Source organism: Streptomyces sp. NPDC050287, from assembly GCF_044459385.1.
In the GTDB taxonomy this organism is placed as follows: domain Bacteria; phylum Actinomycetota; class Actinomycetes; order Streptomycetales; family Streptomycetaceae; genus Streptomyces.
In genome coordinates this window covers 199319-225487 of sequence record NZ_JBITIY010000010.1, presented here as the reverse complement: position 1 = coordinate 225487, position 26169 = coordinate 199319, and the positions used below count along the sequence as shown (strand labels likewise).

The 26169-nt window shown below is 72.8% G+C and carries 10 protein-coding genes; 1 reads left to right on the top strand and 9 read right to left on the bottom strand.

Annotated elements, in window-relative coordinates:
* Nucleotides 1-22 precede the first annotated feature (22 nt).
* From ACIBK3_RS32150 to ACIBK3_RS32140, 3 genes are read right to left on the bottom strand one after another with little or no spacing between them, the layout of a single operon-like run.
* Nucleotides 23-382: an MmcQ/YjbR family DNA-binding protein gene (locus ACIBK3_RS32150; RefSeq protein ID WP_399370929.1), complete on the bottom strand. Its 360-nt coding sequence runs from the start codon at nucleotides 380-382 to the stop codon at nucleotides 23-25.
* A gap of 30 nt (nucleotides 383-412) precedes the next feature.
* A complete protein-coding gene (locus ACIBK3_RS32145) occupies nucleotides 413-964 on the bottom strand; it encodes a GNAT family N-acetyltransferase (protein ID WP_399370928.1) in 552 nt (183 codons plus the stop codon).
* Nucleotides 961-1569 carry a helix-turn-helix domain-containing protein gene (locus tag ACIBK3_RS32140; protein ID WP_399370927.1) on the bottom strand — a complete coding sequence of 203 codons (609 nt, stop codon included), beginning with the start codon at nucleotides 1567-1569 and terminating at the stop codon, nucleotides 961-963. The genes ACIBK3_RS32145 and ACIBK3_RS32140 overlap by 4 nt, the downstream gene beginning before the upstream one ends.
* Before the next feature lie 431 nt (nucleotides 1570-2000).
* Here ACIBK3_RS32140 and ACIBK3_RS32135 point away from each other — a divergent pair, with 431 nt between their 5' ends.
* Nucleotides 2001-2639 carry a GPP34 family phosphoprotein gene (locus tag ACIBK3_RS32135; RefSeq protein WP_399370926.1) on the top strand — a complete coding sequence of 213 codons (639 nt, stop codon included), beginning with the start codon at nucleotides 2001-2003 and terminating at the stop codon, nucleotides 2637-2639.
* A 121-nt stretch (nucleotides 2640-2760) separates the two neighbouring features.
* On the opposite strand, the gene ACIBK3_RS32130 is transcribed toward ACIBK3_RS32135, so the two are convergent.
* The 6 genes from ACIBK3_RS32130 to ACIBK3_RS32105 form a co-directional block, all read right to left on the bottom strand.
* Nucleotides 2761-3336: a GAF domain-containing protein gene (locus ACIBK3_RS32130; RefSeq protein ID WP_399370925.1), complete on the bottom strand. Its 576-nt coding sequence runs from the start codon at nucleotides 3334-3336 to the stop codon at nucleotides 2761-2763.
* A 61-nt stretch (nucleotides 3337-3397) separates the two neighbouring features.
* Complete coding sequence (locus ACIBK3_RS32125; protein WP_399370924.1) at nucleotides 3398-3997, bottom strand: GTP-binding protein; 600 nt, start codon at nucleotides 3995-3997, stop codon at nucleotides 3398-3400.
* Nucleotides 3975-4346 carry a DUF742 domain-containing protein gene (locus ACIBK3_RS32120; RefSeq protein WP_217236617.1) on the bottom strand — a complete coding sequence of 124 codons (372 nt, stop codon included), beginning with the start codon at nucleotides 4344-4346 and terminating at the stop codon, nucleotides 3975-3977. The genes ACIBK3_RS32125 and ACIBK3_RS32120 overlap by 23 nt, the downstream gene beginning before the upstream one ends.
* 2 nt (nucleotides 4347-4348) lie before the next feature.
* Complete coding sequence (locus ACIBK3_RS32115) at nucleotides 4349-4783, bottom strand: roadblock/LC7 domain-containing protein (RefSeq protein WP_399370923.1); 435 nt, start codon at nucleotides 4781-4783, stop codon at nucleotides 4349-4351.
* Between the two features lie 68 nt (nucleotides 4784-4851).
* Nucleotides 4852-7140, bottom strand: a complete 2289-nt coding sequence (locus tag ACIBK3_RS32110) for an ATP-binding protein (RefSeq protein WP_399370922.1) — start codon at nucleotides 7138-7140, stop codon at nucleotides 4852-4854.
* A gap of 512 nt (nucleotides 7141-7652) precedes the next feature.
* A complete protein-coding gene (locus tag ACIBK3_RS32105; protein ID WP_399370921.1) occupies nucleotides 7653-26108 on the bottom strand; it encodes a hypothetical protein in 18456 nt (6151 codons plus the stop codon).
* Nucleotides 26109-26169: the final 61 nt, after the last annotated feature.

The window sequence follows — 26169 nt, the reverse complement described above, 5'->3', positions numbered from 1 at the left end:
CGTCGATTCCTCCGGGACACCCTCAGCCCATGGCCGGGCGTCCCCACTCGGGGTGGGCGTCGAGCAGTCGGGTGGGGGCCGCCTGGCGCCAGGAGTCGGCGAGGATGTCCCGTAGTTCGTCCTCGTCCTCCAGCGCGGCGAGGCGGGCCCGGACCCAGGCGAACTGCGCCTCGTGGTCGGCGATCCAGAACTTCTCCGGCTCGGCCAGGACCAGTTCGTCGCGTTCCACCTTGGGGCAGCGCACGGCGAGGGAGGTCTCGTCCTCGGGAAGGGTGGCGAACATCTTGCCCGCGACCCGGAAGGTGGGCATGCTCCAGGCCATCTTCTCCGTCGTGTCCGGCAGGGACAGGGCGATCCGTCGTACGTCTTCGGCATCCGGCATGACAGGCACCGTAGCGTCTGGCACTGACAATCACCTGGTGAGGGAGCTCGCCGCGGCTTCGGCACGTGCCCCCACGTACTTGTAGTAGAGGGTCGTCGGCCGCAGCACTCCGGACGGGTTCGCCGCGTAGTCGGGGATCACGCCGGCCACGGTCCAGCCGGCCGTGCGGTAGAGGCGCTCGGCGGGGCTGTCGGTCTCGGTGTCCAGGTGGAGGAGAGTGACGCCGGCCTCGACCGCGGCCCGCTCGGCGACGGCCAGGAGCCGGCGGCCCAGGCCCTGTCCGCGGGAGTCCCGGTGCACCATCAGCTTGACCAGTTCGGCGCGGTGGCGGCTGTTGGGCTTGTCCGGGAAGGCCAGAGTGACCGTGCCGACGGTCCTGTTCCCGTCGTGTGCCGTCCACACGGCGAGGTGTCCGCTCGCGGCCGCGGCGGCGCGCTCCTTCCACCAGGCGACGGCCGCCGCGCGGTCGAGCGGGGCGAGGAATCCGACCGAGGCGCCGTCGTCGACGGTGTCGACCAGCAGGTCCGCCAACTCCTCGACCGCGGCTTCCAGCCGGGCCGCGTGCAGCCGGGTCACGATCACGGCAGCACCACCGCCACCACATACCGTGCGGCGTCCGGGCCGGGGCACCGGAAGCGCGTCGGGCCCCACACCCGCATCCGCAGGCAGTCCCCGGTGTCGAGGTGGTGCTCGACGTCCTGCGCGGTCACGTCGAGTGCCCCGGCCAGCACCCAGATGTGCTGTTCCAGGCCGGGCACGGGCGGGCGGTCGTAGGCGATGTCGGCGCCCGCGGTGAGCCGTCCCTCCACCAGTTCGCCGCGCAGTCCTGGGTGCGGCGGGGACACGGACCGTCGTACGAACCCGGAGGCCCGGTCCTCCCACAGCGGTTGCCCGGCGGCCCGGACCAGCAGCGCCTGCTCCGCCTCGACCTCGCTGAGCAGTTGGGACATGGTCCGTCCATAGACCTGGCACAGCCGGTTGAGCAGGGAGGCGGTGGGACTGATCTCCGCCCGCTCCGCCCGGGACAGGGTGGACCGGCTCACGCCGCTGCGTTCCGCCAACTCCCCCAGCGTCCAGCCCCGTTCGGCCCGCAGCTCGGCGAGGCGGGCGCCCAGCCGGGTGTCGACGGGGTCCGCGGTGAGGGTGCTCGCCGCACTCTCCGCGTCTTCCACGAGGTCTTGTCTCATATACGGGACGCTATCCCAGAAATGAAACAGCCAGGTTACATCCGGGCAGCGTCCTCCAAAGTGCGTCCGGCACCGGGCGCATCAGGGTGCCGCTCCGCTCCCCGCCGTACGGCACCGGGCGGAGCAGCACCCTGATCCGCTCCCCGCCGTACGGCGGCGAACACCCGGCGGGTGGGGCGACCCGTCGACGGGCGTACGGCCCCGCCCTGAGGTCGATGCCGGGCAGCGCCGAGCGCGGGACGAGGGCCACGCCCGCGTCGGCGGAGTCCGGTGCCGGCTGCCGGGCGGCGCCGGCTGCCGGGCGGCGCCGGCGGGCGTCGCGGACGGACTGGCGGCCAGTTTCCCGCCGCCCTGCGGATTCGGTACCCCCGGTCCATGATGGTCGTGCGAGACTCGGCCTCCTAGGTCGGCCGACCGGCAGGGAGCCAGCGATGACCACAGCACAGGACCTGTTGATCGTCTCCATGGGGGTGGAACCCGACGCCCCAGTCCACACCGGTGATCTTTCACTGGCTCTCGCGGGAGCCGAGCTGGTCGACCTCGTCGAGGCCGAGGCGGTCACCCTGGACGGCGACCTGATCGTGCCGGGCCTCCAGCCGGCGACGGGCGACCGTCTCCTGGACGATGCCGCGTCCTCGCTCGTCCGGCAGCAACCGTACGAGTCGACCGAGGACTGGCTGTGGCGCCGGGGCCGTGGTCTGGCCTCGGCCTATCTCGGCGCGCTGGAGTCGGACGGGCTGATCACGCGGGCCCGGGGCCGCTGGCTCCCGGTCCCGACCGGTCGCAGGTCCTTGACGGACTCGCCGCTGCGGCGCCACGCCGAGGAACGCCGGGCCTCGGGCGAGCCCGTACTCGCCGCGCTGGCGGCGGCCGTCGGGATCGAGGACAAGGCGACCGACTCCGCCGGGCGCCCGGAGGCGCCGGACGACGACCTGAGGGGCGCCGGCACGGGCGACGCGGTCGAGGCGGTGCTGGCGGCGGTCGGCGACGCGGTGACGGAACTGGAGTCCGTACGGCAGCGGCGGACCATCGAGGACGCGGCCTTCGACAACGTCTGGCGAGCCCCGTGACGGCGGCGGACCTGGGCCGGCTGGGCTGGGCAGGCCTGGGCTGGTCTGGGCTGGGCTGAACCGTTCGCCGGTCGTCCCGGTCGTCCCGGTCGTCCGCCGGTCGCCGGTCGCCGTACGACGCTCACAGCGGCAGCCCGTCGGCCTCCCGCTGTTCCAGGCGGGCCGCCAGGTCCGCCGCTGTCGCCTTCATGCTCTCCAGACCAGCCCTCCCCCAGGCCCGCGGCTCGGTGTCGGCGACGCACACGGTGCCCAGCACCATTCCCGTGCTGTCGATGAGCGGAGCCCCCAGGTAGGAGCGGATGCCGTACTCGTCGACCACGGGGTTTCCGGCGAACCGGGGATAGTCGCGCACGTCCTCCAGCACCAGTGCCTTGCGCCGCACCACCACATGGGGGCAGAACCCGTGGTCGCGCTCCATGTGGCGGCCCAACACAGGAGCGCTCTTCCCGGTGTCCGTCAGGGGCGTGTCGTCCGGGACACGCAGGCCGGCGAAGAACTGCCGCTGTTCGCCCACGAAGTTGACCATGGCGTACGGCGTTCCGACGCGCTGGGCGAGGTGGTGCGCGAAGGCGTCCAGCGCGGGCTCCGGTCGTTCCCCCAGGCCCAGCAGGGCCAGCCGTCGGGCACGGGCCGGGGCCTCCTTGTCCTCGGGGGTGAGCAGTAGTCGACCGGCCGGGCGGGGCAGGTCGTAGCTCATGGGCGGGCTCCGTCGCTGTGGACGCAGGTCATGTGCGGCTCCGTGGCAGGGTGTGCGGGGGTCACATGTGGGCGCCGTGGCTCGGCGCGGGGGCCGGGCTGTGCGCGATGAGGTGGCGTACCAGGGTGAGCAGGGTCTGCACCCCGGAACTGGAGATCCGGGCGTCGCAGCTGACCACCGGGATCTCCGGGGCAAGGTCGATGGCGGCGCGCACCTCCTCCGGGTCGTAGCGGTACGAGCCGTCGAACTCGTTGATCGCGAGGATGAAGCCGAGGCCGCGCTGTTCGAAGAAGTCGACGGCGGCGAAGCAGTCCTCCAGACGGCGGGTGTCGGCGAGGATCACCGCTCCGAGCGCGCCCTCCGACAACTCGTCCCACATGAACCAGAACCGTTCCTGGCCGGGCGTGCCGAACAGGTACAGGACGTGTTCCCGGTCGAGCGTGATGCGACCGAAGTCCATGGCGACCGTCGTCTCCACCTTGTTCTCGATGCCGTCGAGACTGTCGGTCGCGGCGCCGACCGTGGTGAGCAGCTCCTCCGTGCTGAGCGGGGCGATCTCGCTGACCGCGCCCACGAAGGTCGTCTTGCCTGCTCCGAACCCGCCCGCCACCAGGATCTTCAGTGCGGTGGGGAAGGGGTCAGAGCTGTCGTCGTAGTCCATCGAGCACTGCCTCCAGAAGGGCCCGGTCTGTCGGGTTGTGGGTGAACTCGGGTGGCTTGGTGGTCAGCGCCCCGCAGTCGACGAGGTCCGCCAGCAGCACCTTGGTGACCACCGCCGGCAGCTTGAGGTGGGCGGCGACCTCGGCGACCGAGACGGGTGCGCGGCACATGTCGAGGACCTGCGCGTGTTCGGGTCCGAGGTAGCCGAGGGGGGTGGCTCCGGTGGCCATCACGTGCGACAGCAGGTCGAGCGCGATGGTGGGCCGGGTGCGGCCGTTGCTGACCGTGAAGGGGCGTACCAGCCGCCCGGCCGCGTCGTCGAGCCAGGGCCCGTCACCGGCCGCCGCCACGCTCAAGGCCTCATCGCCGTTGATTCGACGGCGTGCTGCCGGGGTGCGGTCACCAGGTAGGGGCGGACGCTCTTGACCAGCATCGCCATCTCGTAGCCGAGCACCGCCGCGTCGGCCTCACGGCCGGCCAGTACGGCGAGACAGGTGCCGGAGCCGGCGGTGGTCACGAACAGCAGGGTCGAGTCGAGTTCGACGACGACCTGGCGGACGTCTCCGCCGTCGCCGAAGCGGACGCCGGCACTGCGGCCCAGCGAGTAGAGACCGGAGGCCAGGGCCGCCATGTGGTCGGCGCTGTCCGGGTCGAGCCCGTGGACCGACTTCACGAGCCCGTCGCAGGACAGCAGGACCGCGCTGGTGGTGTGCGGTACGCGCTGCACGAGGCCGCTCATCAGCCAGTCGAGATCGGTTACATGGCCGGTCGGCGCTTCGCTCGCCATGGTGGATCGACTCCTTGAGGTACGAAGGTCTGCGGGAGCGCTGGGGGGTGGGGTGACAGCGGGGGTGGTCATCCGGCGGGTGCGCTCCCGTCGTGCCGGGTGCCGTGGTCGATGTCGAGCCCATGAGCAGCGGGGCCGGGCCCGGTTTCGGTCCCGTCGTCCCGCCCCCGTGCTTCGCGTGACACCGGCGTGGGCAGGGGGCGTACGCCCGTCGAGGACGTCGAGGACGTCGAGAACGTCGAGAACGAGGACGGGGAGAACGTGGAGGACGCGGAGGTCGTGTCGGTGCCGTCCAGCATGCGGTCGGCGTCGATGTGGGCGACATGAGCATGTCCACGGTCCCCGTGCTCACGGTCCGCGTGCTCACGGTCCGCGTGAGGGAAGTCCATGGAGGTCGACCCCAAGGGGCGCCGGTCCAAGGGGGACCGTTCGCCGGACTCCCCGCCGCCGGAACCCATGTGGGCTGACGGCATGGCGGCTGAGCCCATGTGGGCCGACGCCATAGGAGTCGCCGTATCACCAGGTGCGGGCTCCAGGTGCTGCTGGGCCTCAGCAAGGCCGATCCCGCGTTGGAATGCTGCCATCAGGCCCGGGTCGTGCCCGGCCAGGTATTCGGGGTCCTGGCGCGGGGCCGGCCCGTCACGCAGTTGGGGTGCGATGTGCTCCTGGGCCCGGCGCCGGGGCAGCTGGGGCTTGCCCATGGTGCCGCGTACGGCACCGCCGCGGGGAGTGGGCGGCGTGGCCGTGTGTTCCGCGACGAGCGGCCGGTCATCGGGTCTGATACCGGGCACGGCCTCCGCCGGTGTGGGCCGCTCGGCCCGCGCGCCGCGCACGGGGAGCGGCGCCGGCCTGCCGCTGTTCGTGTCGGAAGCCGACATCGCCCCGGACCCAGACGTCGACCGCCTGGCCGGCGCGGTGCCCCCCGGGTGCCCGGGCCCCCCGGTCAGCTGCCGGCGCGGCGTGCCGGGCGGCGGGGAGGACGGCGGCGAGATCGGCGCGGGGGGTGCGGGCACCTGCGCGTCCCGCGCGCTCGGCGCCCCCCGGTGGGCTCCCCCGGCCCCGTGCTGCCGCGCCGGTACGGCCGGAACCGCCGTGCCCGTCGAACCCGCCGCGCCGTCCGGTGGCCGCGGTACGACGCCGGGGGCGCCCGGCACCGCGCCCAGCAGGGCCTGCGGCACGACGAGGACGGCCTGGACGCCGCCGTAGATGTTCGTCTGCAGACGGACGTGGATGCCGTGCCGCTTGGCGAGTTGGGAGACGACGAAGAGCCCGATGCGACCGTCCGCCAGCAGGCTGGCCACGTTCACCTGGTCGGGGTCGGCGAGCAGGGCGTTCATCCGGCTCTGTTCGACGACGGGCATACCGAGTCCGCGGTCCTCGACCTCGACCGCGAGCCCGGAGGTGACGAGGTTGGCGCGCAGCAGCACCTGGGTGTGCGGGGCGGAGAACACCGTGGCGTTCTCGACGAGTTCGGCGAGCAGGTGGATCACGTCGGCGACGGCGTGGCCGCGTAGTTCGCCGTCGATCGGGGGGACGAGCTTGACCCGGGAGTACTGCTCGACCTCGGCGATCGCCGAGCGCAGCACCTCGGTCATGGAGACCGGGTTGCTCCACTGCCGGCGTGAGACGGCGCCGCCGAGCACGGCGAGGTTCTCGGCGTGACGGCGGATGCGGGTGGCGAGGTGGTCGACGTGGAAGAGGCCCTTGAGGAGGTCGGGGTCCTCGATCTCGTTCTCCAGCTCGTCGAGGATGGAGATCTCGCGGTGCACCAGGGACTGCAGGCGCCGGGCGAGGTTGAGGAAGACCTCCAGCTTCTGTTCACTGCCGGCCTGGCTGGAGAGCTGGGCGGCCTGGACCACGGCGGCGACGGCCCCGTCGTGGGCGCGGGCGAGGTCCGCGGCGAGCAGTTCGAAGTCGTCGGCGTCCTCGGGCGGCCCGCCGGGCGGCTTTCGGCGGGGCGGTCCCTCGCCGCGGCGCAGCGCCTCGACCAGTGCCCGCAGATCGGCCTCGCCACGTGCGCTGCTGCGGCGCAGCGCGCCGATCCGGTCGCTGACGGACCGCGCGGCGCGGTCGGCGGCCACGGCGGCGATCAGTACGGCCGCGCAGGTCACCGAGACGGCACCGGCGAGCACTCCCCACAGGGTGAGGCCGGTCCGGACGCCGGTGGAGCGCACGGTGAACAGGACCGCGGCACAGCCGCTGAGGGCGACGGCGACGGGCGGCAGCACGGCGAGACGCATCAGCTGAGGCCGTATGTGGGTCTCGGGCAGCGCGTAAGCGGCGCGGGCGGCCGGCCGGCCGTGCCGCCCGCCTTCACGGCGGTCTGCGCGGGCGGCCGGTGCGCGGAGGTGAGACATCGGTGTCCTCGTCGTACGGGTCCGTCGGTCCTGGTTGCCAGGGTGCACATGCCGGTTGCGTGCCGCGGGCACGCGCATGCGGGCGTCGGTCGAGAGAACCGGCCTTTCCGGCCTCGCGTCGCCCGACGGACACTGACAGTAGTCGTCAACCTGTCAGGTGCGGTGGGCAGTTGACAAACTCGCACGAGGAGCGTCGCACTCTGGTATGAGGCGTCGTACGACAGACCGATAAGCCCCCCGAAACACCGGTCGTCGAACGGTATGCACTTGATCGCACCTGGTCAGAAGCGGTCACAAAAAGGCGGCGAGGGCCAAGGAGCCTGACGCCCCCGGCCCTCGCCGTTCACCTGTTCCGCGCCCGCGGTCGGTCCGCCGACTCGGTTTCCGGGTCTCCCGCACCTCCGCCCGCACCCCTCGAAACGTCACTCACCGTATCGGCCTTGGCCTGGTCTTGAGTCTCCGAGTCGGCCGTGTCCTGTCCTGAGCGCAGCCTGGGTGCGGGCGGGGTGGGCTCAGGTCGCGTCGGGCTGCTGCAGGCTGTCTCCGCGGTTGTTGATCGCGATGTAGGTGCCGATCCGCCGAAAATCGTTGATCACGCCGAACAGACTCTTGTTCGACGGCAGGAGAGCCAGGAGAGAAGGTTCCGCCCCCAACTGGGCCTGGAGCATCTCCTTGTAGGCGTTGTAGACCCTCGCCGTGTAGTTGGGCTCCTTCGCCGCGTTCATCCGGTAGTCGTTGGTGAGCGCGATGGAGGCGACGTCCATGAGGTAGCAGTCGATCAGGTCCGTGACGTCCGCCGGCTTCGCGCCCTCTTCACCGGTCCGCGCGTCCTGCGCGAGAACCTTGGCCATCCCCACGACGATGTCGCGGTAGATGCGGTGCCGTGTGCTGCTGGGGAACGCGGCCATGATGTGGTCGGCCTGACCGGCACCGTCGGTGTTCATGGTGCGCGGGGTCTTCAGATCGGACAGACCCGGAACCGGCAGCGGGATCCCCCGGAACATCTCCTCCTCGTCGGGGATGTTCCGGTTCCGGGAGGCCAGGGGATGCAGGCCGATCTCATGGGCGAGCATGCCCATGATGTAGCCGATCTCGTACTTCTCGAAGTAGTAACTGGCGAGGTTGATGTCCACCCCGTCGTCCCCCCGGTCCCGCACATCCGCCGGCGTCTCCGTCGTCCGCACATGCAGAGTGATCCGGCACGGACGGCTGCCGATGTAGTCCCGGATGGTGTCGTGCTTCTGCAGCACGTCAATGATCCGGACGGCCTTGTCGCGGTACTTCTCGTCGGTGTGCTTGAGGTTGGTGAACTCGAAGTTCCCCGACTTGAAGGGGACGAAGGTCGGCTCCGGTGCCGGTGCCGGTGGCACGGTGTTCGGGTCCGGCGGCATCTGGGCCGGGACTCCGGTGATCGCGGTGCCGTCGGTGCCGTCGGTGCCGTCGGTGCCGTCGGTGCCGTCGGCAGGTTGGGGCAGGGAGACCGGGTCCACCCAGACGGACTCGCGGAGAATCGGGGTGACGGCGTGTCGGGCCGCATCCCAGCTCTGGTCGGCGCTCTGCTGAGGCTGCGGGGTCACCTCGCCGATCAGGGCAGCGAGCAGGTCCAGGTGGCGCCCGCGCAGACCAGCGGCAGCGAGGGAAGAGTCCTCGGGCTTCGCTTTCAGGTCGCCCAGCAGGCTGCCCGGGATGTGGGGGCGGTGCGGGGAGTCGGCGTCCCGGTACTCGTCACGCAGACCGAGCTGATGAGTCAGCTCATGCACCAACTGGACCGGGTCGGCATCCGCCCACCACGTGTTCTGGTCCATCGCCCGGTCCCGGCCCGCCAGGTTCACCGTCAGATGCGGGGCATCGGCGGGATCGACGTACTCGACGGTGACGTGCAGCCGGTCACCGTTGGGCAACCGGTAAGCCGGATCGTTGAGGAACTCCCGCACACCCGCGTCGAGTTGATCGCGCACATGGGCGACCTGACCCTCCGGACCCCGTATCGCCAACCGCACCGTGAGATCCGTGACCTGCTCACCCCCGTACGAGAACCGCCGGGCATCAAAGCCGGAACGCACCACGAACCGGGGACGACTGTCTTGCGGGCCGCGCAACTTCGGTGTGGCGGGCGAAGTTTGTCGACTGGTCTTCTCGGCCTGCCGATCGCTGGTCGTCTCCTGCGGGAGCCGAGGGCGGGCCTCGTCCGTCGGGACAGGCCGCTGGATGCTGTCGCCGCGGTTGTTGGTCGCGATGCTGGTTGCGAGCCGGGTGAAGTCCCGTACGACACCGAACAGTCCCTTGTCGGTGGGCAGCAGGGAGCGGGCGGGGCTGTCGGCGGCCATGTGCTCCATGAGCAGGGACTTGTAGGCGTTGTAGACCTTGGCGGTGTTGCCGGGTTCTTTGGCCGCGTTCATCCGGTAGTCACTGGTGATCGCGATGGAGGCGACGTCCATGAGGTAGCAGTCGATCAGGTCCGTGACGTCCTTGGGCCTGGCTCCCTCCGAACCGGCCTGCGCGGCCTCGGCCAGCATGTCGGCCATCTTCAGGACGATGTCGCGGTAGATGCGGTGTCGTGTGCTGCTGGGGAACGCGGCCATGATGTGGTCGGCCTGACCGGCACCGTCGGTGTTCATGGTGCGCGGGGTCTTCAGATCGGACAGACCCGGAACCGGCAGCGGGATCCCCCGGAACATCTCCTCCTCGTCAGGAATGTTGCGGTTCCTGGAGGCCAGGGGATGCAGGCCGATCTCATGGGAGAGCATGCCCATGATGTAGCCGATCTCGTACTTCTCGAAGTAGTAACTGGCGAGGTTGATCTCGACCCCGTCCTCACCCCGGTCCCGCACGTCGGCCGGGGTCTCCGTCGTCCGCACGTGCAGCGTGATCCGGCACGGACGGCTGCCGATGTAGTCCCGGATCGTCGGGTGCTCACTGAGGAGTTCGATGATCCGGACGGCCTTGTCGCGGTACTTCTCGTCGGTGTGCTTGAGGTTGGTGAACTCGAAGCTGCCCGATTTGAACGGGATGAAAGTCGGCTCCGGTGCGGCGGGTACGGTGTCCGGGTCCGGCGGCGTGTGCGGCGGGACTTCGGGGGTCGCCATGCTGTCGGACGGTTGGGGCAGGGAGACCGGGTCCACCCAGACGGACTCGCGGAGAATCGGGGTGACGGCGCGTCGGGCCGCATCCCAGCTCTGGTCGGCGCTGTGCTGAGGCCGCGGGTCCAGTTCACCGATCAGGGCAGCGAGCAGGTCCAGGTGGCGCCCGCGCAGACCGGCGACGATGAGCGAAGGGTCCTCGGGCTTCGCGTTCAGGTCGCCCAGCAGGCTGCCCGGGATGTGGGGGCGGTGCGGGGAGTCGGCGTCCCGGTACTCGTCACGCAGACCGAGCTGATGAGTCAGCTCATGCACCAACTGGACCGGGTCGGCATCCGCCCACCACGTGTTCTGGTCCATCGCCCGGTCCCGGCCCGCCAGGTTCACCGTCAGATGCGGGGCATCGGCGGGATCGACGTACTCGACGGTGACGTGCAGCCGGTCACCGTTGGGCAACCGGTAAGCCGGATCGTTGAGGAACTCCCGCACACCCGCGTCGAGTTGATCGCGCACATGGGCGACCTGACCCTCCGGACCCCGTATCGCCAACCGCACCGTGAGATCCGTGACCTGCTCACCCCCGTACGAGAACCGCCGGGCATCGAACCCGGAACGCACCACGAACCGCGGTCGGGTGTCCCGCGGGCCCCTTGGGACGGGCACGGTGACCTCTGCCTCTTGGGGCCCGGGTGTCGCCCCGGCTTCCGTCGCCCCTTCGGCGGGAGGGTTCTGGGGCAGCCGCGGCCCCACTGCTCCCGTCTCCGGCGCCGGGGAGCCGGTCATGGCATCGGTGTCCAGCTCCTCCTCGCCGGATTCGTACTCCGACGAGGACGTTGCCGCGTACTGCGGGTTCGCGTTCTGGGTCCTCTCGCCCTGGAGGACTCCGTTGTGGTCCAGGTACGCGCCGATGTTCTCCGCGTTGTCGCGGATGTGGTTCCACAGCTGCGGCCGCTGCCGCATCCACTGCGGCATGCGCCAGCCGGGAAAGAACATCCCGTGGGTACCGGACGCCTGCACCCGATAGCCGAGCCCGCTCCCGACCTGCTCGTTGACCGCCTGATAGGCGAGGTCGCAGGAGGCGCAGGCCATCTTGAACCCGCCCATGCTGAGCACCTGGGGGTCGTCCGGGTCACCGGGGTGGTTCTCCCAGTGCTCGACCCAGTGGCCGAGCAGAGTGAGCTCGCCGTGTTCGGAGCCGTACGATCCCGCCACCGCCGTCCCTTCCCGGCCGCTGACGTTGAGGATCCTCGGGTTGGCCAACGCCCGCTTGACGAGGTCGAGTTCGGGGGAATCCGGGTGGTAGAGCCGGTACCAGCCGGTGGCCAGGGCGCGCAGCTTCGTCCGGTCCCGCAGCTCCCGTGCGATCCCGGGCCGCCTGCGCGCCAGCCACTGCTCGTCCCGCCGCCACTGCCGCCGGTCCGCTGCCAGACTCCGCCGCTCCTCCTGGACCGCCGCCTCGTCGGACTGCAGGTTGTCCCACCGCTGCTGAAGCTGGTCGTTCCACGCCCCCGACTCGTACAGCTCGTCCAGCCGCGCCTGCTCCTCCTCACGCTGGTCGAGGTCCCGCTGCCGCTGTTCCAACTGCCGCGACCACTGCCGGTGGCGCTCCTCGTCCCTGCTCCACTGCTCCAGCTTCCGCTGCCGCGGCGCCCCTCCTGCCTCCTGCCCGGTGACGAACCACCGCAGCTCCTCCTCCACCAGGTCTGCCTCGTCGCTGGTGAGCGCCTTCGAGCCGGTGTTGCCCGCGATGCCGAGTGAACCGTCCGGCAGCAGGCCGACGGCGATGTGCGGGGTGACCTGGGCGTCCGCCTGACGGTCATCCTTCTTCAGGACTTCCTTCACCAGGCGGGCCACCCGGTCCAGCATCCGCAGCGTCACCTCACGGTCCCGTTCCGAGGTGCCGGTGGGACGCGTCTGCGTGAACGGGCCGCCCGTACCGAGGCCGAGCGCCTCCCGCAGTTCGTCGTACTCCTCGGGCTGGAGCCGGCCGTCCTGCTCCGCCTGGTCCAGAGCCTCGGGGACACCGGTGCCCGTGTGCACGGTGAAGGCGCTGTCGAACGCCACGTCCGGGAATCCGCCCAGCCGTGCGTTGCGCCGCCGCACCACGTCCAGCAGCGCGTCGGCCCGCAGCTCGGGCTCGCCGAGCAGGTCGGCGAACTCGGCCGCGAACTCGCTCTCCGGGCCGGTTCGTGCGGCCGCTTCCTCGCTCTCGGACTCGGAGGCGGGGTCGGGGGCGAGGTCCATGTCCGCGTCCGTGTTCGCGTCCATGTCCGAGTCCGTGCCCGTGTCCATGGCGGCGTCCGGCATGGCGGCGTCCGTGTCCATGGCGCTGTCGGCGCCGGACAATGTGCTCAGTTCGTACGCCTCCTCGTCGCCCTCGAGTCCTGGGAGCTCGCTGCCGGTCGGGGACGCGGGGGACGGGGGCAGCGGGAGGGCCGCCGGGTCCTGTCGCGGGGCGGGCGGGGGTGGTGGTGGGGCGTGCGGCGGCACGGGCGGGGGCGGGGGCGGGGGCGGGGGAGCGTGCATCGGCAAGGGCTCGGGCGCAGGAGCATGCGACGGCAAGGGCTGGGGCGCTGGAGCATGCGACGGCAAGGGCTGGGGCGCTGAAGCATGCGGCGGCATCGGCGGGGGCGGAGGAGCGGTGTCCACTGCGGCTGTGCCGGCAGGAGTCGTGCCCTGCGTCTCCGGTCCCGTCTTCTCCGTGCTGCTCGCTTCCGGCGTCGTCCTCGGCTCGGGGGCAGGGGTGCGCAGGGTCAGCGGGACGAAGTCGCCGCCGCGTCGGCGGAGCTGGAGGTGCGGGTCGCCTTCGGCGGGGGGACCGGGGTAGGTGTGGGCGGTGCCGTTCTCCTCGATCAGGGTGACGGTGGTGCCGGTGGCGGCGGCCGCCCACTCGGCCATCGCGCGGTCGGCCTCGGGGCCCCAGGAGGCCTCGGCGAGGTGGCGGCGCAGGTGGCTGTCGCGGGCGTCCGCGCTCGGCGTGGGGGCGCCGGGACGGAGGTTCATGGGCGGGGGCTTGAAGAGGGAATCGCGCTCGGCCGGGTCGCCCGGGAGGCCGTTCAGGCGCATCAGCTGGGCGGGGGGCGCTCCGGCGCGGGTGCGCAGCCGCGCTGCCTCGCGGTGGTGCAGTCCTGGCTGCCCGGCCGCCTGGCGCAGGGCCGTGGAGAGCGCGCCGAAGAAGCCGTTGCCGCGGCCGGTGGGGGTGCCCTGGGTGTAGGTGGCGCCGTCGGGTGCGGTGAGGACGCCGTTCCGGTCGAGGCGGTAGCGCGGGCCGGTGCTGTCGGCGGGCGGCAGCCAGGGCGGGGTGGTGTGGCTGCGGTGCGCGGGCGGCTGCGTGGACGGCTGCTCGGAGGTGGGGCGCGTGGGGGCCGCGTTCGATGCGCCCGCCTCCGGAGTGCCGGTGTCGGCGGTGGAGTTGGCCGGGGCCGGCAACGGCGTGGCGACCGGGGGCGGGGTGCCCGGCGGGAGGGCGGCGTGGAAGAAGTCCTCGGCGGCGAAAAGGACCGGGTCGGTGGCCGGGCGGACGGCGGCCGGGTCGGTGCCGTGCGGGAGGAAGAGCTGCTGGTGGCCCTGGGCGGTGACCACGGTGAGCGGGGCGCCCAGGACCCGGGCGGCGAGCGCGGGCAGCAGGTCGGCGCCCCCGTGGTCGCCGGCCCGGCGCTCGGGCGGGGCCGGTTCGCCGTCCGTGTCACCCTGGCCACCCAGGTCAGCCGAGTCACCCCTGCCACCGGTGTCAGTCGTGTCAACGCGGTCGCCTCTGCCACCGGTGACAGCCATGTCACCCGCGCCACCCGGGCCGTCCTGGCGCGGCTCGCTCGCGAAGGGACGGGAGAGGGCGGCGGTGGCAAGCGCCACCCGTTGGGCGGGGGTCGGCCAGAACGTCTGCGGGAGACGGCCGAAGGTGTCGAACTCGGCCTGCTGCGCGGAGGTCAACTTCACGCCGGCCGCGTCGAGTTCGTCCTCGGTGAAGGTGTCGGCGGCGTCCAGTGCGAGGGCGTCGAGCAGGTCCTCGTTGCCGTCCTCGCCCAGCGCCCAGGCGAGGCGGTCGCGGGTGGCGTCGACGGCCTCCGCGGTGACCGCCGGGTCACCGGGGTCGGCCGCGAACCGGTCGGCGAGGTCGGTGCCGAGCAGTTGGGGCAGCCGGCCCCGGTCCTGGGCGACGGCGAGCAGCGCGTGGAAGAACGAGGCGCCGTCGTGCGGCATGTCGTGCACCTCGCGCACGGTGGCGCCGTCCGGCGAGGTGAGGGTGCGCGGAGCGGAGTCGGTGGGCTCGGTGATCGTGTACGGCTCGGGCGCCTCGGAGCGCCATTCCGGCGTGGCGTACTCCTGCGGCCGGTCCGGCACCGGGACCGAGGCCAGTTGCTGGTGGTGGGCGGTGAGGCGGGTGGCGGCGAGGTGCAGGCGGTGGTGGTCCGCGGCGGCGGCGTCGGTGCGCTGCTCCCAGAGGCGAGCCTCCCCCCGGGCGGCCTGCCAGGCGGCGACGGCCGGGGACTCGGCCACGGACCGGGGCAGGACGGTGGCCCGGTCGGGGTTGTCGTCACCGAGTGCGGCCTGTTCCTGCGCGGTCAGGTCGAGCCAGCTCTCGCGGGCCCGTGCCCGGGCGTCGTAGTAGCGCTTCTCGGCCTCGGCGAGGTCGCCCTGGGCCTTGGCCATGTCGTCCCAGGCCGTGCGGACCTCGTCGGGGAAGGTGGCGTCGTCGAGGAGGCCGTAGTCACGGGCGATGTCCTCGCGCAGCCAGACCAGGGCCGTGGTCTCGGCCTCGGCGGCACGCGGGCCGCGCCTGGCCTTGCCGAGCGCGTGCAGCGGGCGGCTGTCGGTGATCCGGTGGTCCACCTCGGCCACCGACAGCCAGCTCACCGGCAGCGCGAAGAGCATGCTGCGGTCGGTGACGACCTTGAGGTGGGTGCCGAGGGTGGTGTCCGCGGTGCCCTTGAGGGCGGTGGCGTCGTTCGCGCCGCCGATCGGGACCGTGGCGCCCGGGTTGGTCACGCCCGCGTTGCTGGTGCCGGCCAGCGGGGAGGTGCCGACCGCTCCCTCGACGTTGTCGGTGATGCCGGCCTCCAGCGCGTCGGAGGTCTTGTGGCGCTGCATGGCCTCCATGCGCGGCTTGTTCTCCACGGTGAGCAGCCGGGCGCCGCGGCGGTGCATCTTCGCGTAGAGGCGGGAGTCAGCGGTGTGGGACTGGCCGAAGAGGCGGGCGGAGGACTGGGCGGGCAGCGGCGAGCCGTTCGGGCCGAGTGCCTCGCGGAAGCCCGCGGTCAGCCCCACCTGGGCGGTGGCCTCCTGCTGGGCCTGGGCGGGGGCGGTGCCGAGGCCAGTGAGCGGGGTGAGGCGGGCCATGCGCACGTGTGCGGCGAGGGACTTGCCGGTGTGCCGCTTGCCGAGGTCGCTGTCGCCGAGGCCGTCCGCGCGGGCGGTGGCGAGGGTGAGGGCGTCCTGCACGTTGGCCGCGCCGCGGATGTCCACCGCGAGGATGCCGGAGCCGACCTGGTCGTCGAAGGGGAGGACGTCCGAGTCGGCGCTGTCGGGGCCGCCGGTGCCGTTACCGGTGGCGGAGGTGCGCCAGGCGGCGATGCCGTCCGGGCGGGCCTGCGCGGCGGTCAGCATCGTCACCGCGCGCTCCGGTTCCGGCACGTCCTGCTCGGTGAGCGCGCCGTCGGAGCCGTCGCCGTCGGGGGTGAGCAGGCTGGCCGGGAGGATCTCGTTGAGGCTGCCGACCGGGGCGAAGGCGCGCGGAGCGAGGGGGTCGCCGGCCGCGTCCGTCATGGTGACGGTCAGCACGTAGCTGGTGACGATCTCGGCGTGCGCCTGGGTGGTGGCGATGTTCGGCATCGCGGTGCTGCCGCTGGTCGCGGTCCGGGCGCTCGACCGCTGCTTGGCGGCGGTGCCCTGAAGCGACGGGCTGGCGGTGAGGACGCCGCCGCTGGTGGCCGCGGCGCGCTGGGCGGCGCTGAGCGTCACGTCGGCGCCGCGGTCCTGGGAGGTGCCGACGGCGTCGTCGCGGGCGATGGTGCGGTAGTCCTCCAGCTCGAGATTGGTGCGCAGCTTGTCCACGGTGGTGGTGACGGGGCTCAGTTGGAACCGGAGCTGCCCGGGGCTGCCGCCGACCGGCAGGTGGTGCGGGCTGGACCAGGCGCGGTAGCGGACCGGCAGGGTCATCCCGTCGGTGGTCAGCTCGTGCAGATGGGCGCGGAGGAAATCCGGCGAGAGCCGCTGGAGGACCTGCTCCCGGTCGTGCGAGGGCACCCCGATCCTCTCCAGCGGTCCCATCAGCTGCCGCGCCGCCTGGCTCGCGTCGAGTTGTCCGCTGGGGTGAGTGGGGAAGCGGCGGCCTCGCAGGAAGCCGGGCACCCGGTAGCCGCCGCCGAGGTTGTGCGGGGTGGTGGTGCCCAGGCCGTCCGGGGCGAGTCCGGCCTCGATGGCGTCCTGCATGGGCAGGTGGAACATCACCGCGTCGCGGATGCGCTGGAGCGCTGCGGCGGCCCGGCGCGGGGCGAGGCGGCGGCCGAGGCGCTCGGAGAGGCGCCCGGCCGCGGAACTGATCCGGGTCCCGGCGCGGGTGCCCACCGTACCCATCGCGGCGGTCCAGCGGTCCCGCACCGCGACGGTCTCGGCGGCGTCGGCGACCACCAGATACATCCGCCCGGCGAAGGTGAGGGTGGTGTTACGGCCCCGGGTGAGGGTCTGCGAGACGCTGCGGCCCTTGCCCCAGGCGTACTGGAGGGCGGTCGAGTAGGTGCCGGTCACCGCCTGGTGCCCCGGGGCCTGCTGGAGGGGCGAGTCGGAGCCCTGGAGGCCGACGGTGGCGTGCGAGACGGTGCTCGCGCTGCCGAGGACGCGGTGCTCGTTGCCGATGGTGGCTTCGAGGCTGGCCGGCTTCGGGTCGCTCTTCACGCGTATGTTGTGCAGTTCGCCGCGGACCGCCGCCTTCAGGTAGTGGGTCTGGAGCGGTCCTGCGCCGGTCAGTCCGGCGATGCGGGAGCCGAAGGGGCCCAGGTACTGGCCGAGTTGACCTGCCACGCTGAGGTTCGCCATCGCCCGGCGCAGCGCGGTGCGTACCGGGGCGCCGGGCGCGCCGACATGCCAGGACGTGCCGGTGGCCCGGTCGGCGGTGTCCTGCACCAACTGCTGACGCTGCCGCCCGCCCTCGGTGCTGAGCACCACGTGCGGGGCGCTCAGCAGCTTCCGGGTGAGCCGCTGGTCGGCCGATTCCGTCCTCGGCAGCGGGCGGGTGCCATCGAGGAGCTGGTCCGCCTCGACGGAGGAGAGCCGTTGCGGTGCGGGGGCGGGGGCGGGCGCGGGCGTCGGGGTCGGCCCGCCGGGTGGCAGGTTCGTCTGACTGGGGGGCGGGGTCGTCTGAGCGGGTGGCACGGCCGGCTGACCAGGTGACAGGGCCGTCTGAGCAGGTGGCGGGTCCGCGGGGGCGTGGCGGTCGGAGCCGTGCGCGGCGGGCACGGCCAGCTCGACGCGGCCCACGGTCTCGTTGCCGCGGGTGAACAGGGGCCGTTCCTCGACCTTGCTGACGAAGACGCCGGCGCCGAGCAGACCGACCGTGGCGAGCCGGGCCCAGCCGCGCGGGCGGCGGTGGCCCTCGAAGGAGGCGCCCAGTTCCACCTGATAGCTGTAGAGGTCGGCGCCGTTCTGGAACATGAGGTGGTCGTGGGCGACCGCGACCGTGTTCCGGGTGGCCTTCTGGTCGGTCCTGGCGTAGCGGGCGCCGACGGTCACGTTGCCGGTCTGGCGCGGCAGCCCGGCCTCGGGCACCTTGTTGTGGTCACGCGGCGAGATGCCCAGCTCGGCCCCGCCGGAGAGGGTGCTGGACGCCTGCTGCCCTTGGCCGGAGACCTCTGTGCCGATCACCGCGTTGCGCAGCGAGCGCTCGCTCATCGTGGTCTCGAACTGCCGGTCGGTGAGGCGCGCCCTGAGGATGAGAGTGTGGTGGCCGCGGCGCACCTTGCCGTCCTCGGTGAGGGTGACCGGCACCCCGGTGGTGGTCAGGTCGTCCAGGCTCTGCGCCAGGCTGGGCCGGTTCAGGGCTTCGCGTACCTGACGGTCGTTGTGCAGCGCGGTCCGCATCCGCCCGTCGCCGTACCAGAACCTGGCCAGCCGCGGGTGCCGCAGCATCAACGGCGGGACGAACAGCGACGGGTACGAGCGGTGCAGGGTGTCCAGGACGGCGTGCGTGAAGACACGCAGAGGGTCTTGGGGGGTGGGTTGCTGGGTCTGGGTGGGTTGCTGGGTCTGGGCCTGCTGGGCGGGCGGCTGTGGGGTCTGGTTCTGCTGCTGGGTGTGCGACTGAGGCTGGGGGTGTACCTGCGGCTGCGGTTGTACCTGCGGCTGGGACTGGTTCTGTACCTGGTTCTGCGGGCTGATGGGTCGGAAGCCCTCGGCGCGCACCTGACCGCTGAGGTGGACCGGGTCCTCTCGGGTGAGATACCACGGCACCGGCGGCTCGGCGTCCGGGTTGGGGCCCGCCTGGCCCGGCGTGCGGCTGTCCCAGCCCGCGAGGCGACGCGCGTCCTGGGTGGAGATCCAGTCCAGGCTGACCACCCGGACCGGGCGCGCGGCCGACGGCGGCTCGCCGGGCTTGCGCACCATGAGGGTGCGTTCCACCCGGTAGAGCGCGACCGGGTGGTTGCGGACGCGGCCGGTGGTCTTCCGGGCCGCGTCGGTGCCGAGGTAGTGGCCGCGCCCGGTGGTGAGGTCCGCACGGACCAACGGGCCGCCCTGGAGGCGTACGTCGGTCTCCGGGCCGGTGAGGGTGTAGTTCGGCCCTCCGGTGACCTGGACGCCGACGCGGGTGTCGCGGACGTGGCCGCGCTCGTTCTGGTAGGTGGTCTGGGTGAGGTCGCGCAGCTCGGCCTTGACCGACTCGGTGACCAGGGTGGCCCGGTGCGGCACCGACCGCTCCACGATCAGGTGCCCCAGCGGGTGCTGTCCGCTGCCCCGGGTCAGCTCGGGCCCGGTGACCGGCCCGGAGAACCGGCCGAACAGGGCGAGCAGCCGCCCCGGCCGGACGTACGAGACCAGGGTGCGGTGCGCCGAACTGCCGGGCCGCGCACCGGAGATGGCGAGCGCCACGTCCTCCGGCGGGTCCGTCAGGTGCAGCCCTGTGGTGTCGCTGATCCGGGGCTCGATCCCGTCCGGGAAGGTGAGCGTCTTCGGTGCCCGCCGGGGTCCCTTGAAGGGCACGGTGAGGTCGTCCGGCAGCCGCCAGCTCAGCCCGTCGCGCATGGCGAACTCAGCGGTGTGGACCTGCTTGCGCTGCCAACCGGGCTTTGATGCGGGCGAGTTGAGCTGGTCGCTCTGGTTGTTCGGGCTGCTGTCCTGCTTGGATCCGGTGGCCGGACCGGTGGTCTTCGGTGCCTCGGTGACGCGGTCCACCCGCACCCGGTAGTAGACGTCGTCCAGGTGCAGGTGCGAGCCCTCGTGGGCGCGCCACTCGGACTGGTTGTACGCCTGGGTGCCCTGGGTGTAGTCGGTCCTGCGGGTCCAGCCCAGCGAGACGCCGATCTTCAGCAGCCAGTTGAGCGGCGGTCCCATGCTCAGCGCCCCGGCGATCCGGCGCCCGACGCCGACGCTGCGCCCGCCGCCCGTACCGGCCTGGCCGCGTCGCATGGTGTCCAGCCGGACGGTGCCGCCGTTCACGTCGGAGAAGCGCTCCCAGCGGTGGTACGGGATGGCCTCGACCGTCAGCTCGTGGCCGACCCCGGACTTCTCCCGGCCCACGAAGCGTGCGCCGCGCGGGGCGGTGAAGGCGCCGGGCTGTTCGGTCAGCAGGCGCAGCAGTTCCGCCTCGTCGAACTGGGCGCGCAGGTTCTTCGGCAGCTTGCCCAGGATCTCCTGGGCCACCTGCTCGGGCGCGCGCAGGGTGGTCTTGCCGACGCCGGTGAGGAGGCCGGTCGGGGGGCGCTGCGTGGACCTGTCCGTACGGCCGGCCGGGGTACCGTCACCCGGGTCGGCGTCCGGGCTGATCAGGACCGTGGGCAGCCGGCTGCCGTCCTCGAAGGTGACGGTGGGCGGCGCCGGGGCGGGCGGTCGGGCGTCCGGGCCGGTCAGCAGCCGTGCCGGGCGATGCCGGTCGAGTTGGGTCTCCAGCGGAACCGGATCGCCCCGGTCGGGAGTCTCGGTGTCGGGGCCGTAGAGGTCGGTGACCCCGCCCATGCCGCGCAGCCACTCGCCGAAGGGGTCTGCTCCGTCCGGGTCCTGTGCGGCCGGGGCCGGGTCCAGGGCCGGGGCCGTTGCCGGCGTGATGGCAGGGGCAGGTTCGGGGGCGAGCGGGGCGGAGGCCGGGACCAGGGCGTCGTAGTGGTCGGTGCCGTTGTAGGCCAGGTGGAGAGTGCCGCTCCGGCCGCCCGGGTGGAGGGAGGTGACCAGGGGGTTCTGCGGCGACCGCGGGTCGGGGCGGACGATCCGGAGGTCGAGGTCGAGGGTGTGCGCCAGCGCGTCCGGGAGCAGGTCGGCGAAGGGGGAGGACCACAGCTCGGGGCGCTCGGCGGCCGCGGCGAGCAGTTGGCCGGAGCCGAGCCGCCGTGCCGCGGCAGGGGTCGGCGCCACCTCGGCGAGCTGCGGATAGTCGCTGTCCCGGAGGATCTGCCGCCACTGGCCGGGGTCGCCGTCGGTGACGACCGCCTGCGCGCGCTGGTTCCACTCGTCGGTGATCCGGCTACGTTCGTCGGGGTCCCGCACTCCGGACAGGGCGCGTAGCCGCAGGTCGTCCACCACGGTGTACACCGGGTCCGGGATCAACGTGCCCGCGGCGGCGCCCAGTTCGGACCCGGTGATCCGGTCGCGCAACAGGCTGCGCAGCCCGGCGACGTTCCGCGCGGCCCACGCGGGCGGTACGTCCTGGCTGCGCGCGCTGTCGAGCAACGACCGGAAGAGGCAGTTCCCGCCGCCCGGGGTGCGCAGTCGCTGGAAGGCCAGACCGTCCGCGTGCACCGTGTCCGCCGGGCCGGGCGTCGCGGTGCCCTTGCTGAACACGGTCAGGTCCTCGGCGAGGCTCTCCGGGCGGCTCGGCGCGGGCGCCAGGTCGGGCCTGCGGCGGGCGAGTTCGGCGGTGTCGTCGGGGCTCAGGGCCAGCTCGGAGAGCGGCAGCGGGGTGTTGGAGAGCGACCAGGTGATCCGCGCGGAGGGCGCGTAGGCGAGACCGCGCACGTCCTCCGGCGAGACCAGGGTGGTCGGCGGGAGGGTGGGCGGCGGCGGGGGCAGCAGGGCGTCGAGCGTGGTGTCGGGCCCGGCGGCGGAGCGCAGTGCGGCGGCGGCACGCAGGAATTCGGAGTATTGCGCGGGGGTGGGATCGGCTGCAGGGCCGGTGGCGGTGTCGGCCGCTGCCGGGCCGGTGGTGCCCACCGCCGGGTCGGTGGCGGCGCCGCCCTCCGGGCCGATACTGGCCCCGGCCGCCGGGGCGGTGCCGGTGCTGTCCGCCGAGCTGGTGGTGGTGCCGCCCGTCGCACCACGCCAGTCGGTGACCATCCGGCGCAGCAGATCCGGGGTCATCCGGCCGTCGCCGTAGCGGGCCGCGGTGTCCGGGCTGAGCCAGCGCAGGCCGTCCACATAGGCGAGTCCGGCCAGCAACTCCCGATTCTCCGGCCGCTGTTCGGCGTCCGGGCCGAGTGCTTCGCGCAGGGTGCGGATCTGCTGGAGGGTACGGGCCCGGGCGAAGGCGTCGGCCGGTTCAGGGCCCACATGCAGCCCGGCGTCGCGTGCCAGGGCGTCCAGGTCGGCACCGGACGGCTCCGGGGTGAACAGCCGCCAGCGGCCCGGTCCGTCCGGCCCTTCGGTGAGCACCGCGCGGACATTGCCGTCCCGGTCGCGGGCCGTGCCCACCTCGGTGGTCGGCGCGTACACCGGGCGCCCGGTCCGGTTCGCCACGTGCTGTGCCACCGGCAGGCCCGCCACCTCCGGCTGCCGCCCGGTCTCGCACGAGAAGAGAACCAGCGGCCGGTCGAGATCGCCGTCCTCCGCCCACGACTTGAGCACCTCGCCGAGCTGCACGCCGCTCACCTTCACGGTGGGGCGCGCCGCGTCGTCGGTGCCGAGCGTGACGGTACGGGAGGTGCCGTGTCCGGCGAAGTAGTCGGCTCCCCGCTCGGTCCCGGATCCGGGGAGCGCGGTCGGCGGGCCGGTGAAGACGGTGCGAGGGGCGGGCGGGGGCGCATCGGTCACCGGGGCCGTGGCGGTATCGGGCGCCGTGGCGGTCTCCGGGGCCGGGCGGGCGGAGGTGGTGCGCACACCGCGGAAGGAGTCCTGGCCGAGCAGCGCGCGACGGCCCGCGGCGTGCGCCGTACCGTCTTCGGCCGGGCTCTGGGAGATGGCCAACTTCTGTACGGCGCGCCCCGGTTGCGGCTTCACAGCCGCGTCCGGCACCCAGCGCCGCAGCTGCGCGACGGGGACCGTGTGGCCGTCCAGGGTGACGACGACCCGTTCACCCTCGGGTCGTCCGCGACCGTTGCCGTCGTAGGCGGTGCTCCCGCTGTCCGCGGGCCGCACGACGATCCGCCCCGGCGGCGGGGACGCCACGGGAGGTGTCTCCGGAGAGTTGTCCGAAGAGTTGTCCGGCGTGGTGGGCGGGGGCGGAGGCGGAGTGCCGCCGTTCCCCGACCCGCGTCCGCCGCCAGGGCCGGGGCCGGGGGCGTTCCCGCCGGTTCCGTTGCTGTTGCCCGACTCCAGGTGCAGGTCGGTGGCTGTCTCGGTCCAGGGACGGGACAGGGTGGCGAGCTTGGCCGAGGCGGGAGTCGTGGACGCGGAGTCCGAGCCGACTCCGTTTCCGACTACGGGAGTTGTCACTCCCGAGAGCACCTTCGGGAACGTGGCGGGGGTGGTGACCGGTCCGCTGTCGCCGGCCATGGTGCTCTGGGTGGCGGGGCGGGGTGCCGGGGTGGCCGCGGCGGGGGCCGGGCCGAGGGCGTCGGCGAGAGGCAGCAACACGTCTGCGCCGGGGAAGGCGATGTCCGCGCCGGGGAAGCCGGCGTCCGCGGTGCCGTCCGGCGTCATGACGGGCGGCGGGCCGGTGAGCGGGCGGACCCGGACCGGGGCGCCCGGCCCCTCGCGGGTCAGCTCGACGGCGGCGCGTACCGGGCGCCCCGCCCCGTCCGGCGCGACCGCCGGCCCGAGCACCACGGCCCGGTCTGTCCCGGCCCCGTCCAGCAACTCGGCCGCCTCCGGTGTCCCCTCCCCCGGCGGCGGTGTCTCCGAGACCACGATCGTCAACGGCGGCCCCGCAGCGGGTGCGGAGTTCGCCGCAGGGGTGGGACCGGCCTTCACGTCGCTCACGCCGCCGTTGTCGCGTACGTCACCGGTGCCGGCGTACGAGCCGGTGGTGCTCACCTTCGGCGGGGCGGGGGTGGTGTCGGCGGCCGGGGCGGGAGTGCTCTCGGCCGAGTCCGAAGTGCTGGGTGCATCAGGGGAGTCGACGGTCGCCGGAGCATTGGGAGAATTGATGGTCTCCGGAGAGGCAGCGGTCTCCGGAGAAGTAGTGGTCTCCGGCGACTGCGCGGTCTGCGGGGAGCCGTCCGCCGTGGTCTGTGAGCCGTCCGGCGGGGCCGCGCTGTCCGGCGTACGGGTGCCCTGCGGTGGCGCGGCGGAGGGAGCCGGGCCTCCGGCGGTGGGGGCGCCGCCCGGCCGGGCAGCGGTGGCAGGGCCGGACGTGGCGGAGGTGTTGGGGCTGCTGGAGGCGACGGGACCGCCGACCCCCTGGCCCGGCACCGGACCCGTACGGTCGGCCTGCTCGGCTGCCTCGTCCGGAGCGCTCTGGAGGTCGTTCTCCGGGGAGTTCGTGACCGAATTCTCCGGGGAGCCCACGACCGGGTTCTCCAAAGACGCGTCGGGCGCGACACCGTCCCCGTCGAGCGCGCGGCGGGCCTCGTCGGGGTCGACCTGCGAGTCCGAGCCGTTGTCCGCCACCGAGTCGGCGGTGTCCCCGGCGGTACGGACGGCTGGATCGACCGTGGTCGTGGGGCTGTTGCCAGAGGCACCCGGGGTGGTGGCGCGCGGGGTGCCCCCCGCGCTCGGGGAGTCCACCGTGCTCGGCGAGTCCACCGTGCTCGGCGGGTCCGCCATGCTCGGCGAGTCCACGGCGACCGGGGTGTCCACCGTGACGGGGGTGTCCACCGTGACCGGCGTCCCGAAGCCGTCGAGGGTGCGGCGGACCGTGTCGGTGTCGATCTGGGCGGCCGGGCCGTTCCCGGCGGGGACCACCCGTATCTCGGGCAGCTGCGAGAAGTTGCTGTGCAGGCTGTCACGGATGCCGATCTCGGTGCTGCCGGGCGGCAGGGCGCCGCGCAGGGCGGCGAGGTCGCGCAGCGCCTGCTCGCGGACCTCGGCGGGGCCGTCGTAGACCTGCTGCCACAGCTCGTTCTCGGCGGCGGTCACCGGCAGCGGGCCCGGGGAGTACGGCGGCGGATCCTGGGGCGTGTACGGCGGCGGGTTCTCCGCGGCGTAGGGCGGCGGCGGTGTCTGGCTGCCGGTGAAGTCGCCCTGCTGAGTGGTCTGTTGGGTGACGGGAGTCGGCGAGGCGAGTGCGGGGCCGTTGCCGCCGGTGGTGTCCGGACGCGAGGGGCCGTCGGTGCGGCCGGGGCCGTCGCCGCCGCGGGAGGGGGGCGAGTCGGCGGAGTCCCGTGTGTCGGAGTCGGTGTCGCCGCCGGAGACCGTGGGCGGCTGGTTGCGCAGCTTGTCAATGGCGTTGCGCAGTTCGGCGCCGGTGTTCAGGGCGGTGTCGGTGAGCGTGGCCTCGACCTGGCTGCTGAGGCCCGCGCCGACGAAGGTGGACCAGTTGGTGGACCAGTCGCCGTCGAAGGCGCCCTTGATCAGGATCTCCGCGAGCGCCTCGCCGGAGCCGGACGCGAGAAAGTCGGCCGCTCCCTTGAGCCCGTAGTGGCCGGCCAGTGCGCCCGGCCGGTCGGCGTTGTTCCGCAGCAGCTGGTTGTTCCGCCACAGGTCGGGGTTGTTCCGGAAGTTGTTCCGGAAGGAGAACGGGTTGTTGTTCGTGAGGTTGGGACTGTTCCCGTTCGGAGTGGGGTCAGGGCGGTCGTTCGGGGTGTTGTCGCGGTGGGGGTTCGGGGTGGGGTCGGGGTTCGGCTTGGGCTTCGGGTTCGGATTCGGGGTGTTGTTCTTGAGGTTGAGGTTGAGGTTGTTCGCCAGGTTCGGGTTGTTCTTGAAGTTGAGGTCCGGGCCGTTCTTGAGGAAGTTGTTGTCATAGCTCTTGACGATGTTCTTCGCGAAGTTGTCGAAGACGCTGGTGAGGAAGCCCGCGGCGGCACCGAACGCGCCGTCCTTGAGGATCTGGTCCCAGTCGAAGCCGTCCGGGCGGCGGCCGTCCGGCGCGAAGTTCATCATCGCCAGCCGCACCGCGAACGTGGTGAACGCCTCGGCGAACGCCTCGGTCAGGGACGGCGCCAGGTGGAGCCGCTGGAGCAGGTGACTGAGCGTGGTGAGGATCATGAACCGGCTGCGCAGCTTGGCCATCATGATCTGGCTGGCCGAGGCGCCGCCGGTGAAGAAGGACATCGCGAGGTAGAGGGCGATCTCGATGAGCAGCCGGATGACCTCGGCGATGACCTGCCACTTGGACTCCATGATGTCCATGGAGGTCTTGCGCCGACCCTCGGCGATCTTGTCGAGCTGCTCGGCGAACTCGCGCAGGTAGTTCTTGCCGGCGTCGTCGATGAGCATGCCCATCGCCTTGGCGTACGACTTGGCCAGATCGTCCGGCATGGACTCGGCGATGTCGTGGATCGACTTCTCGATCAACGCGGAGAGCTTGTCGAGCTTCCGGCCCAGGCCGGAGTAGGGCCGGCGGCTGTCGTAGGCGAGGTCCTCGTCGGCGTCGATCAGCTTCTCCCCGGTGAGGATGAAGATCATCGCGTTGACCTCGGGCGATGCCTTGATACTCATCGGGGGCCGTCCTGGGCCTCGCGCGGGCAGGACGGAGCGGCCGCTCCCGGCGCGGTGCGGG